This window comes from Streptomyces sp. NEAU-sy36 (assembly GCF_013423905.1).
In the GTDB taxonomy this organism is placed as follows: Bacteria; Actinomycetota; Actinomycetes; order Streptomycetales; family Streptomycetaceae; genus Streptomyces; species Streptomyces misionensis.
Map to the genome: position 1 here is coordinate 5,355,725 of NZ_CP058977.1, position 12,669 is coordinate 5,368,393.

General features: G+C 72.1%; 5 protein-coding genes. 2 read left to right on the plus strand and 3 right to left on the minus strand.

Features of this window, described 5'->3' with window-relative positions:
• Positions 1 to 2: 2 nt before the first annotated feature.
• Both HZZ00_RS23510 and HZZ00_RS23515 read right to left on the minus strand, forming a co-directional pair.
• Entirely contained in the window at positions 3 to 8,210 is an 8,208-nt protein-coding gene (locus HZZ00_RS23510) for an SDR family NAD(P)-dependent oxidoreductase (protein ID WP_180328311.1), read from the minus strand.
• Between the two features lie 67 nt (positions 8,211 to 8,277).
• A complete protein-coding gene (locus tag HZZ00_RS23515; protein WP_180328312.1) occupies positions 8,278 to 8,439 on the minus strand; it encodes a hypothetical protein in 162 nt (53 codons plus the stop codon).
• 693 nt (positions 8,440 to 9,132) lie between these two features.
• Here HZZ00_RS23515 and HZZ00_RS23520 point away from each other — a divergent pair.
• Together HZZ00_RS23520 and HZZ00_RS23525 are read left to right on the plus strand one after the other, a co-directional pair.
• On the plus strand, positions 9,133 to 10,557 hold the full coding sequence (locus HZZ00_RS23520) for a DHA2 family efflux MFS transporter permease subunit (protein ID WP_180328313.1): 1,425 nt from the start codon (positions 9,133 to 9,135) through the stop codon (positions 10,555 to 10,557).
• Between the two features lie 239 nt (positions 10,558 to 10,796).
• Entirely contained in the window at positions 10,797 to 11,837 is a 1,041-nt protein-coding gene (locus HZZ00_RS23525; protein WP_180328314.1) for a ketoacyl-ACP synthase III family protein, read from the plus strand.
• Positions 11,838 to 11,910: 73 nt separating this feature from the next.
• Here the strand turns inward: HZZ00_RS23525 and HZZ00_RS23530 are convergent, their stop codons facing one another.
• Positions 11,911 to 12,669 (minus strand): 3-hydroxyacyl-CoA dehydrogenase, encoded by a 759-nt coding sequence (locus HZZ00_RS23530; protein WP_180328315.1) that lies wholly within the window; start codon positions 12,667 to 12,669, stop codon positions 11,911 to 11,913.

Here is a 12,669-nt window from a genome sequence, read left to right on the forward strand (position 1 = left end):
CGTCAGGGCCTTCCAAGCTCATCGTCGATCAAGGCAAAGAGTTCATCGGCGCTCGCGTCGGCGAGCTCCTGGTCGAGTACCGGTCCGGTCCCGTCCGGCTCGGCGGTCAGGGTGGCCAGCAGCGCCCAGAGCCGGGCGGTGACGGCCGGGCGCTGGTCGTCACCGACGGCGGTCACGCTCGCCTCCAGCCGGTCGAGCTCCGCTAGGACCGGGGTCACGGCCTTGGGCTCTTCCGGAGTGAGCCGCTCCAGCAGGTGCCGGGCCAGCGCGGCCGGACTCGGATGGTCGAAGGTCACCGTGGCGGCCAGGGTGAGGCCGGTGCGGGTGCCCAGCCGGTTGCGCAGCTGGAGGGCGGTCAGCGAGTCGAAGCCCAGTTCCGTGAAGCCCCGCTCGGGCGGCACGTCATCCGGTCCGGACCGGCCGAGCGCGGTCGCGATCTCGCTGCGGACCAACTGCCGTACGGTCCGCTCCCGGTCGTGGTCGGCCATGGTGAGCAGTCGCTCGCGCAGCGGCTCGGCGGCCGGCCGGACCCGGCCGGCCTGTGCGCCCGGGCGGGCCGGGGCACGGACCAGCCCGCGCAGCATCGCGGGTGGCTCGGCGTCGCCCGCTGCGGCCAGGTCCACCCCGGTGGGCACCAGGTGAGCATGGTCCGCCGCGAGTGCGAGGTCGAGCAGGGCAAGGCCCTCATCCGTGGGGAGCGGGCGCAGGCCCAGGGCGGCGATCCGCTGCCGGTCGGCTTCACCGAGCCGACCGGTCAGCCCGGTGCTCTGCTCCCAGAGCCCCCAGCCCAGGGCGATCGCGGGCAGCCCCGCCCGGTGCCGCTGGTGGGCCAGCGCGTCCAGGAACGCGTTCGCCGCCGCGTAGTTGGCCTGCCCGGCCAGGCCGACCGTGGCCGAGACGGAGGAGAACAGGACAAAGGCCGAGAGGTCGAGTCCGCGGGTGGCCTCGTGCAGGTGCCAGGCCGCGTCCACCTTCGCCGCCAGGACCTCGTGCAGCCGCGGCGGCGTGAGCGACAACACCGCTGCGTCGTCGAGCACCCCGGCCGCGTGCACCACGGCCCGCAGCGGCGCCGTCCCGGACACGGACGCAAGGACCTCCGCCAGCGCGGCCCGGTCAGTGACGTCGCAGGCGACCACCCGGACCTGGGCGCCTTCCGCGGTCAGCTCCGCCACCAGCTCGCGCGCGCCGGCGGCGGACGGGCCGCTGCGGCTGACCAGCAGCAAGTGGCGGACACCGTGCTCGGTCACCAGGTGCCGGGCGACGGTGGCGCCCAGCCCGCCGGTCCCGCCGGTGATCAGCACAGTCCCGTCAGGGCCGGTCAGGGTACGGTCCGGGCCGGGGACACCGGCGCGGGCCAGACGGGGAATCAGCACCCGGTCCGCGCGCAGGGCGACCTGTGGCTCGCCCGCCGCCAGAACACGGGCCAGCTGGTCGGCCGTCGGCTCATCGGTGCCCTCGGAGTCCAGCAGCACGATCCGGTCGGGATGTTCGGTCTGGGCCGACCGGAGCAGCCCCCAGGCGGTGGCGGCGGCCAGGTCGAGGTCTTCGTCCGCCGCCACGGCCACCGCCCGCCGGGTGGTGACCACCAGCCGGGACGCGTCGTCCTGATGCTCGGTCAGCCAGCGCTGGACGTCGTGCAGCACCGCCTCCGTGGTCCGATGCACCGCCTCCGGCGTGTCGCCGGGCACGGGCTCGACCGCGAGCGCGGTGCTCCCGGCAGCCGACTCGGCCGGGCTGCCGTGCGCGGCGGCCTCCCGCCACTCGACCCGGAACAGCTTGGGGTCGAAGCGCCGGGCGTCCAGCGGGCGCAGGGTCAGTGACTCGACCGACAGCACCTCGGCACCACTGCCGTCGGCGACGGCCAGCGAGGCCCGGTGCTCGCCCGCCGGACTGATCCGGACCCGCAGCCGGTCCCCGGCCGCGCGAACGGATCGCACACCGGTCCAGGAGAACGGCACCAGCGGTCCGGGGCCCGCCTTCAGCACCAGTGGATGGAGCGCCGCGTCCAGCAGCGCCGGGTGCACGGTGAACGATCCCGCCTCGCCCGGCAGTGCCATCTCGGCGAACAGTTCATCGCCGTGCTGCCAGACCCGGCGCAGGTTCCGGAACTGCGGCCCGTACTCCAGGCCGAGGTCGGCGAGCCGGTCGTACCAGTCGGTCGGCTCCATCGGCGTGGCCCCGGGCGGTGGCCACTCGGTCAGGTCGAAGCCGGACTCCTCGGGCCCGCTCTCGCTCACCTGTCCTGTGGCGTAGAGCCGCCATGACGGGTCGGTGCCATCGCGCTCCCGGCCGTGGATGCGGAACTCGCGCCGGCCGGTCCGGTCCGCCGGCCCGGCCCTGAGCTGCACCTCGACCTCGCCCTGTGCGGGCAGCACCAGCGGGGTCTGCAGGGTGAGTTCGTCCACCGTGCCGCCGAGGGTCAGGGCCATCTCCAGCAGCGCGGTGCCGGGCACCACGACCTGTCCGAGCACCCGGTGGTCGGCCAGCCAGGGCCGTGCGCGCAGTGACAGCCGCTCCGCCAGGACGGTGCCGTCGCCGTCCGCGAGCTCCACGGAGTGCACCAGCAGGGGCCGGTCCGACTGGGCGTCCGTCCAGTAGCGCCGGTGCTGGAAGGCGTACGTCGGCAGGTCGATCCGGCGCGCGTCGGCGAAGGCCCGGCGCCAGTCCACCGCGACACCGCTGGTCCACACCTGGGCCACTGAGGTCAACAGGCGGGCCGGGCCGCCTTCCTGGCGCCGGAGCGTCTCGGAGACCGTCGCGGGTGCCGCCGACGTACCGCCGTCCAGGATCTCCTGGAGCGCCATGGTGAGTACAGGGTGGGAGCTGACCTCGATGAACGTGTCATGCCCCTGCTCGGCCAGCGCTCGCACCGCGTCGTGGAAGTGCACGGTGTGCCGCAGGTTCCGGTACCAGTAGCGTGCGTCCACCAGCCCGTCGCCCAGCCAGTCGCGCTCCACGGTCGAGAAGAACGGCACCTGGGCAGGGTGCGGCCGCAGATCCGCGAGCAGCGAGTGCAGCCGCTCCTCAATGCGCTCCACGTGCGAGGTGTGCGAGGCGTAGTCCACTGGGATCCGGCGTGCCCGGACCCCGTCGGTCTCGCACGCGGCGAGGAGTTCCTCCAACGCCCGCGGATCACCGGCGACCACTGTGGCGGACGGGCCGTTGAGCGCCGCCACCTCCAGCCGGCCCCGCCACGGCTCCAGTCGGGCTTCGGTATCCGTCGCCGACAGGGCCAGCGACACCATCCCGCCGAGACCGGCGAGTTCCTTCGCGATCGCCTGTGAGCGCAGGGCCACCACGCGGGCACCGTCCTCGAGCGACAGCGCACCGGCCACGCAGGCCGCCGCGATCTCCCCCTGCGAATGCCCCAGGACCGCCGCGGGCTCGACGCCGTACGAGCGCCACACCGCGGCGAGCGAGACCATGACGGCCCAGGAAACGGGCTGCACCACGTCCACCCGCTCCAGCGTCGGCTCGCCTTCCAGCTGCCGCAGCACGCCCAGCAGGTCCCAGTCCACGAACTCGGCCAGCACCGCCGCGCACTCGGCGATGCGCTCGGCGAAGACCGGTGAGGCGTCGAGGAGTTCGACGGCCATCCCGGCCCACTGCGTGCCCTGGCCGGGGAAGACGAAGACCACCTGTCCGCCGCCCGGCCGGGCCACCGCCTGGACCGGCCCCGGTTCCTGCGACCCCTGGGCAACCACGCCCAGCCCGGCCAGCAGTTCCTCCAGGTCCGCGGCCAGGACCACGGCGCGGTGCTCGAACTCGGACCTCGATGTGGCCGACGACCAGCCTACGTCCGCCGGGCTCGCCTCGGGCCGGGACTCCACCCACTCCAGCAGTCGGGCCGCCTGGGCCCGCAGTGCCTCCTCGGACGCACCCGACAACACCACCGGCACCACGGACGACCCCACCGGCTCGACCGGCTCCGCCTCGTCCGCCTCGTCCGCCTCGTCCGCCTGCTCCAAAATCACATGCGCATTGGTCCCGCTGATCCCGAAAGCGGAGACGCCGGCCCGGCGCGGCCGACCGGGGCGCGGCCACTCCCGCGCCTCCGTCAACAACTCCACCGCCCCCGACGACCAGTCCACATGACGCGACGGCCGATCCACATGAAGCGTCCGCGGCAGCACCCCCTGCCGCAATGCCATCACCATCTTGATCACACCCGCGACACCCGCCGCCGCCTGCGCATGACCGATGTTCGACTTCAACGACCCCAGCCACAGCGGCTCCACCCGACCCTGGCCATAAGTCGCCAGCAGCGCCCGCGCCTCGATCGGATCACCCAGCATGGTGCCGGTGCCATGCGCCTCCACCGCGTCCACATCCGCACCCGACAACCCTGCCGACGCCAACGCGTCACGGATCACCCGCTCCTGCGACGGCCCGTTCGGGGCGCTCAGTCCGTTGGAGGCGCCGTCCTGGTTGATCGCCGAACCACGCACCACCGCCAGCACTCGATGCCCATTGCGCCGCGCGTCCGACAGACGCTCCAGCACGAGCACCCCCACCCCCTCGGACCACCCGGTGCCGTTAGCCGCATCCGCGAAAGCCTTGCACCGGCCGTCCGGCGAGAGCCCACCCTGGCGGGAGAACTCCATGAACATCCCCGGGGTGGACATCACCGCCGCCCCGCCCGCCAACGCCAGCTCGCACTCCCCGGAACGCAGCGACTGCGCCGCCAGATGCAAGGACACCAGCGAGGACGAACACGCCGTGTCCACCGTCACCGCCGGACCCTCGAACCCGAACGTGTAGGCCACCCGACCCGACGCCACGCTCGGAGTACCGCCGGTCAGGGCGTGCCCGCCGAAGCTCTCGGGCGCCTGGTGCAGCGGGGGGACGTAGTCCTGGTTCATCACGCCCGTGAAGACGGCTGTCCGGCTTCCGCGCAGGGAGACGGGGTCGATGCCGGACCGCTCCAGCGCCTCCCAGGACACCTCCAGGAGCAGGCGCTGCTGGGGGTCCATCGCCCGGGCCTCGCGCGGGCTGATCCGGAAGAAGTCGGCGTCGAACTCGGTGGCGTCCCGCAGGAAACCGCCGGTTCGGACGTTGCCGGTGCTCGCCGGGTCCAGGTTCCAGCCGCGGTCCTCGGGAAACTCCGAGATGGCGTCCACCCCGTCGGCCACCAGTCGCCACAGCTCCTCCGGGGACGAAACTCCGCCGGGCAGCCGGCAGCCCATCCCCACGATCGCGATCGCGTCCTGGTGCGGGGCGACGTCCCGTTCGGCCCGGCTCGCTCGGCTGTCGCTCCCCGACAGTCGGTCATGGAGGTGCCGTACGAGGTCGCTGGGGGTGGGCTGGTCGAAGAGCAGCGTGCTCGGCAGCCGTAGACCGGTCGCCCGGCTGAGCCGGTCGCTGAGCTCCACCGAGGTAACCGAGTCGAACCCGATCTCCTTGAACGGGCGGTCGGTCTCGACCAGGTGCGGATCGGCGTACCCGAGCACGGCAGCCGCCTGGGCGCGGACCAGGGCCGCCAGCTCCCGCTCCCCCAGGCCGGCCGGCTGGGCGGCGGGCACATCGGACGCGTCGGACTCGTCAGGCGCGGCCGGCGCGGCCGGTTCGAACCGGCGCGGGGGCGCGGCTGCGCCCCATGCGCCCAGCCAGTAGGGCTGTCGCTGGAAGGCGTAGCCGGGCAGCTCGACGCTGCGGGCACCCGTGCCCTCGAACAGTGCCCGCCAGTCCACCGCGACACCCCGCGCGTGCACTTCGGCCATGGAGAGCAGCAACCGGCGGAGCCCGCCATCGGCACGGCGCAGGGTGCCCTGCACGACCGCCTCGCATGTGTCGCGCAGCGTGTCCTGGATCGGCACGGTCAGCACCGGATGGGGACTGGCCTCCAGGAAGACGCGGTGGCCATCGGCTGCCAAGGCGCGTACCGCGTCCTCCAGCCGCACCGTCTCACGGACGTTGCGGTACCAGTACTCGGCGTCCAGCGTCTCAGCGGGCAACCGGCCCCCGGTGACCGTGGAGTAGAACGCGACCTCGTTCGGTGTGGCCGTCACTCCCTCGGCGGCGCGCAGCACCTCGTCGCGGATCTCCGCCACCTGCGGCGAGTGCGAGGCGTAGTCGATCGGGACCATCCGGGCGCGCACCCCCCGGGCCTTGCTCTCGGCCACCATCGCGTGCACGGTGTCCACCGGTCCGGACACGACCACGGCGTCGGGCCCGTTCACTGCGCCGATCGCGACCCGGCTCTGGTCGACCTCCTCGACCGGCATGGCCAGCAGGGCCATCGCCCCACGTCCGGAGAGCCGGGCGACGATGGCCTTGCTGCGTTCGACCATCAGCCGCAGCGCGTCCGGCAGTGCGAGGATCCCCGCCGCGCAGGCCGCCGTGATCTCGCCCTGGGAGTGCCCCACCACGGCTGCGGGTGCGAGCCCGACCGAGCGCCACACCTCGGCCAGCGACACCTGGACCGCGAAGAGCGCGGGCTGCATCACGTCCATGCGTTCGAGCGCCGCCTCGTCGGCGAGCACCTCCCGGAGCGACCAGTCCACCTGGCCGCTCAACAGCCGCGCGCACTCGTCCATCCGCGCGGCGAACACCGGTGAGGAGTCCCACAGTTCGAGCCCCATCCCGGCCCACTGCGGTCCCTGGCCGGGAAAGATCCACACCACGCCGGACGCGGGAACGGCCGTGCCCTCCACCACGTTCGGGGCGGCCTGACCCGCCGCCAGCGCCTCGAGTCCGGTCAGCAGGTCGCCGCGGTCCTCGGCGACGACAACGCCGCGCCGCCCCAGGGTGGTTCGGGTGGTCACCGTCGAGTACCCGATGTCCACCGGGCGCAGGTCGGCAGCGGACTCCACCCGATCCAGCAGGCGCCGCGCCTGAGCCCGGAGTGCCTGCTCGGTCGTGCCCGACACGGTCACCGGCACGGGGACCGGGTCGGTGACCTCGGCGGACTCCTCGGCGGCCTGGTCGTCGGGGCCCGGGGCGACCACCAGATGGCAGTTGGTACCGCCCAGCCCGAAGGAGCTGACGGCGGCCAGACGCGGGCCCTGCGGCCAGGGGCCGGTGGCGGCGTTGACCCTGAGTTTCAGCCGCTCCATCGGGATCGCCGGGTTCGGCTCGGAGTAGTTCAGGCTCGCCGGGAGCGTGCCGTGCCGCAACGACAGTGCGACCTTGATCAGACCGATCACGCCGGCCGCGCCGTCCAGGTGCCCGATGTTGGTCTTCACCGAGCCGACGAGCAGCGGCTCCCCGTCGGCCCGCCCCTGACCGAGGACCGAGCCGAGGGCGTGCGCCTCGACCGGGTCACCCGCCCTCGTTCCCGTGCCGTGCAGTTCGACGTACCGCACCTGGGCCGGGTCCACTCCGGCCCGGTCGTATGCCCGGCGCAGCAACTCTCGCTGCGCCTCGCCGTCGGGGACGGTGAGGGCCTGGCCGCCGCCGTCGTTGTTCACCGCGCCGCCGAGCAGCACGCAGTGCACCCGGTCGCCGTCGGCGATGGCATCGCTCAGCCGCTTCAGGACCACCATGCCGCCGCCTTCGCCCCGCACGGTGCCGTTGGCCCGTGCGTCGAAGGTGTAGCAGCGGCCGTCCGGGGAGAGCGCACCGGATCGTGCGAAAGCGAGCGTGCTGTCCGGTATGAGGTTCAGGTGTACGCCACCGGCCAGCGCCAGTTCGGCGGCACCCGACAGCAGGCTCTGGCAGGCCTGCTCCACGGCGACCAGGGAGGACGCCTGTGCCGCGTCCACCGTGAGGCTGGGCCCTCGCAGACCGAGGTGGTAGGAGATGCGGTTGGCGATGAGCCCCCGGCTCAGCCCCGCCAGCGAGTGGTGGGACACCGCGTCCGGGCCGTGCTGGTGGACCAGCGCCGCGTAGTCGTCACCGGTGACCCCCAGCAGGACCGCCGCGGACTCGCCGCGCAGGCTGTCCGGCGCGACACCGGCGTGCTCCAGCGCCTCCCAGGCGAGTTCGAGCGCCAGTCGTTGCTGCGGGTCCATCGCCGCGGCCTCGCGCGGCGAGATACCGAAGAAGACGGGGTCGAAGCCGGCAATCCCGTCGAGGAAGCCGCCCCTGCGGGGTACCCGCGCCTCGTCCGCGTCCGGCAGACCGTCGAGGTCCCACCGTCCGGCGGGCACGTCGGTGATCGCCTCCTCGCCGTCCACCAGCAACTGCCAGAAGGCGTCGACGCTGTCGGCGCCCGGCACTCGGCAGGACATCCCGACGACGGCAACCGCGTGCTCGGTCGGATAGTTCATGGGCATGTCCTGCTCCCCTTCCGGTGATTCCTGGCAGCGGTGCGGACCTGACTCGCTCTCCGCACGGTCAGGCTGAGATCGGCACCGCGCGCAGTGCCTGCGGGTGGTCGGCGGCCGGGTGGCGGGCCGGCTCGCGAACGGTCTCGACCTCGGACAGGAGGGTCCGGGGCTGCCGCAGGTGGTCCACCGCTGGGTCCTCCAGCGACTGGGCGGCGTTGTGTTCCGGCATCTCACTCCGTTCGATGGGCGCTTGCTGGGATTCGTCGGTCATGGGGAAGGCGGCGGGGGCATCGGTGCCGCTCCTCGGCACCCAGCCGGCCGAGCACCACGACATGACGCCCGGCGAAGCCACCCGCAACCACCCGCGGGCTCGCCCTTCCGCGCGACCCGACCAGGCCACAACAACGACATCTCCGCAGGCTCCGGGAGAGTCTCCACCGTGCTGTCCAATTCCATGTCGTATCCGTGCCCTTCACGCGCGATGAGGAGTTTGGACAGGCTGAACGGCATCCAGAAACCGGCTCGTCGCGAGCGGCGGCTACGGGCGCAACAGCGTGGAAGTACGGCGAACGTCTGCCGTCCCGTAGCTCTGGCTGAGGTGACCGCGCGGGCCTTGGAGAAAGGGCGTTCCGCGCTGCGGAGGCGGCAGGGCCGTCCGAGGCATGATGTGAATGAACGCCTAGCGCTTGAGCATGCTTGACCCACCCCCGTTTGTCCACGGAACTCTATCCAGACGCGTTGCCCGAGATCAATGGCTCAGGATCATTTCCCGGACCGGTAAGGCGTTTTGACAGTAAAGTGACAGAGCGTCAGCTTTACCGGTGCATGATGTCGTCAGGGACCCTTCCCTTATATTCTGGGGCGCTGCTGTGCCCGACTCGGCGCTCTCAGCCATATGCGAATGAACGGAGACCTGTTCCGCATGCCCTTCTCTCCTGCGCTGCGCAGGGTGCTCATCGTCACGACACTGGGGTCGTTTCTCGCGTTCCTCGACTCCAGCATCGTCAACGTCGCCCTGCACTCGCTCTCCGACCGGTTCGACACGACGCTGTCGACCATCCAATGGACCGTCACCGCCTACCTGTTGGCCCTGGCTGCCGTGCTGCCGGTGTCCGGCTGGGCTGCCGCTCGCTTTGGCGCCAAGCGGATGTACGCGCTGTCCATCGGAGCCTTCACCCTGGGCTCGCTGGCCTGCGGGCTTTCCCACTCCATCGGCGAGCTGATCGCCTTCCGCGCCGTCCAGGGCGCTGCCGCGGCGGTCGCCGCGCCCGTGGCGCAGATGATCGCGGTGCGCGCCGCCGGACCCGAACGCCTGGCCAAGGTCATGAGCGTCGCCGGTGTTCCCACGATCCTCGCGCCGATCCTCGGCCCGGCCGTCGGCGGGCTGCTGCTCGACCACGCCGGCTGGCGCTGGATCTTCCTGATCAACGTGCCGATCGGTGCGCTCATCGTCGTCCTCGCCCTGCGGCTGCTGGAGCCGGACGAGGCCACCGAAGCCGGTCGCCTCGACCTGCTGGGCTTCCTGATGCTCGCCCTCGGCTGCGTCGGACTCACCTATGGGCTCAACGAGTTCGGCACGCGAGGTGACTTCGCCACCTGGCACGTGCTGCCCTGGGTCGTGGGCGGTGTACTGCTCCTGGCAGCCTTCGTGATCTACGGTCTGCGGGCGACCGTCCCGCTGACCGACCTGCGCCTGTACCGCAACGCCCGGTATACGGCGGCCTCCGTCGCCAACTTCTTCCTGGGCGCGGTCCTGTTCGGCTCGGTCATCCTGATGCCCCTGTACTTCCAGATCGTGCGGCACGAAAGCCCGGTCGCCACGGGCATGCTGCTCATCCCGCAGAGCATCGGAGTCGCGATCGCGGTCGGGAGTGGATCGAAGTTCGTGGAGTCCCTGGGCATCGGGCGCGCGGCGCTGCTCGGCGGCCTGGTGAGCACGGTGGGCACGCTGCCCTTCGTGCTGGTCGGCGCGCACACCTCCTACTGGCTGCTCGGTGTCGTCATGGTGCTCCGCGGCTTCGGTATCGGAGCCACCATGGTGCCCGTGATGGCGGCGGCCTTCCGGGTCATCCCGCCCACGGCCATCGCCGATGCCACCGTCCAGACCAACGTGCTGCAGCGCATCGGCGGTTCGCTGAGCACCGCGATCCTCGCCGCCGTGCTGCAGAGCCGACTCGACTCCGCGACGACGCCCGCCCAGCAGGCGGCGGGCTTCGGTACGGCGTTCTGGGGGGTGCTGGCCATCGGGCTGTGCGCGACGGCCCCCGCGTTCCTGCTGCTGAAGGCCGAACCCGCCGGGCGACCCGCAGAGCAACACCACGAACCCGCTGCCTCCGGGCATCAGTAGGACACCACGCAGGGCCGGTGGCAAGCCGCTCAGACGCGCCGCCAGCCGGTACCGGTGCGTGCTAATTTACGAAAACATCACGGGGGATCGCTGGTGCGCCCAGTTGCTGTCGCACCGTCTCTGATCAGGTATCAGCCGCCGCTAGGGCGCCGCCTGTTCGCCGCTGTCTTCGGCGTGCCCCGCGAGCTCTCGATCACCCACCGCAACCTTCGGCAGAGCCGACTAGGGAGACGTGACCCATGCTCTGGAACGACATCTACATAGATGCGGCAGCGACCCGGCTGGGGCGGCTGGAGGACGTACGGCAAGCGGCCGCCGAGGGGCGCTATGACCCCGCGGAGTGCGAGGCCGACGACCTCGTGAGCGTCAGCGTCGTGGACGACGCGAGCCAGGCCGACATGGCCGTCGAGGCGGCCGGACTGGCAGTGAGCCGCAGCCGGGCCGCCCGCGAGGACTACACCCTCGTCGCCCATGTCTCCAGCGGGACCTTCCACGGGCTGGACCACTGGGCACCCGCCTCCTACATCCAGGCCCGCACCGTCGGCGGCAATGCCTCGGCGATCCAGCTCCAGCAGGCATCCAACGGCGGCCTCGGGGCACTCGACCTCGTCGCGGCGCACCTGGCCGCCCGCCCCGCCCCGTCCGCCGCCCTGATCACCACCAGCGACAAGTACCAGCTGCCGATGTTCGACCGGTACCGCTCGGACAAGGGTGCGCCACGCGGGGACGGGGCGACCGCGGTGGTTCTGCGCCGCGGCGAGGGCGTTGCCCGCCTGCTGTCCACCGTGGTGATCTCCGACACCCGCTTCGAGGGCATGTACCGGGGAACGGCGCAGTGGGAGGAGACCGCGGGCGAACAGGGCTGGCCGATCGACATGCGCAGGCGGCTCAAGGAGTTCCTGAGCGCGGGGGACCTCCAGGTGGCCGACATCGCGCAGGGGCTGGCCGGCGGGCAGCAGGCCTCGATGCTGGCGGCCATGGGCGAGGCGGGGGTCGACATCAAGGACGTCGCCCGTTTCATCTACCCGCACTCCGGGGCGACACAGGTCGACTGGGAGACCGTCAAGGCCGTCGCGGGCGTCGACGTCAGTCAGACCAACTGGGAGCTCGGCCGCCGCCTCGGGCACCTGGGCGCCGGTGACCAGTTCGCCGGGCTGGCCGACATGCTGGAGAACAAGCTGGTCGGGCCGGGTGATCTGGTGGTGATGTCCGCGCTCGGGCACGGGTTCAACTTCGGTGCCGCGGTCCTGGAGATCGTGGCCGAGCCGCAGTGGTCCTAGCACCCCGCCCGGCGTACGGCTGAACGGAGTCGGCGGCCCCGCTCTCGGTGAGCGGGGCCGCCGGCTCCGTCCGTTACCTGGGAGCCATCCGGATGGCGCCGTCCAGCCGGATCGTCTCACCGTTGAGCATCGGGTTGCGCACGATGTGCGAGACGAGCGAGGCGAACTCCGAAGGGTCGCCGAGCCGGGCCGGGTGCGGCACTTGCCGGCCGAGCGCCTCCACCGCGTCCTCGGGGAGGATGTCGAACATGGGTGTGCGGAACAGGCCGGGCGCGACCGTGACCACCCGGATCCGTGACTGCGCCAGGTCCCGGGCGATGGGCAGGGTCATGCTCACGATGCCGCCCTTCGACGCGGCGTAGGCGGCCTGCCCGACCTGACCGTCGAACGCGGCCACCGAGGCGGTGTTGACGATGACTCCGCGCTCCGCCGCGTCGTCCTCGGCCTGGCACATCCGTGCCGCGGCCAGCCGGATGACGTTGAAGCTGCCGATCAGGTTGACCTGTACGACCCTGCTGAAGGCGTCCAGTGGGAACGGGCCGTTCCGGCCGACCGTCTTGAAGGCGTTGCCGATCCCCGCGCAGTTCACCGCGATGCGCAGCGTGCCCAGGGAGGAGGCCAGGTCGATCGCGGCGGTGACATCCTCCGGGCTGGTCACGTCGCCGGCGCAGAAGGCGACGCGCTCCCCGAGCTCGTCCGCGACCTCCTTCCCCCGCGAGGAACGACCGAGGATGACCACGGACGCCCCTTGGTCCCGCAGGTCACGGGCGACCGCCAGGCCGAGGCCGGACGATCCACCGGTGACCAGCGCGACGCTTCCTTCGATCTGCAC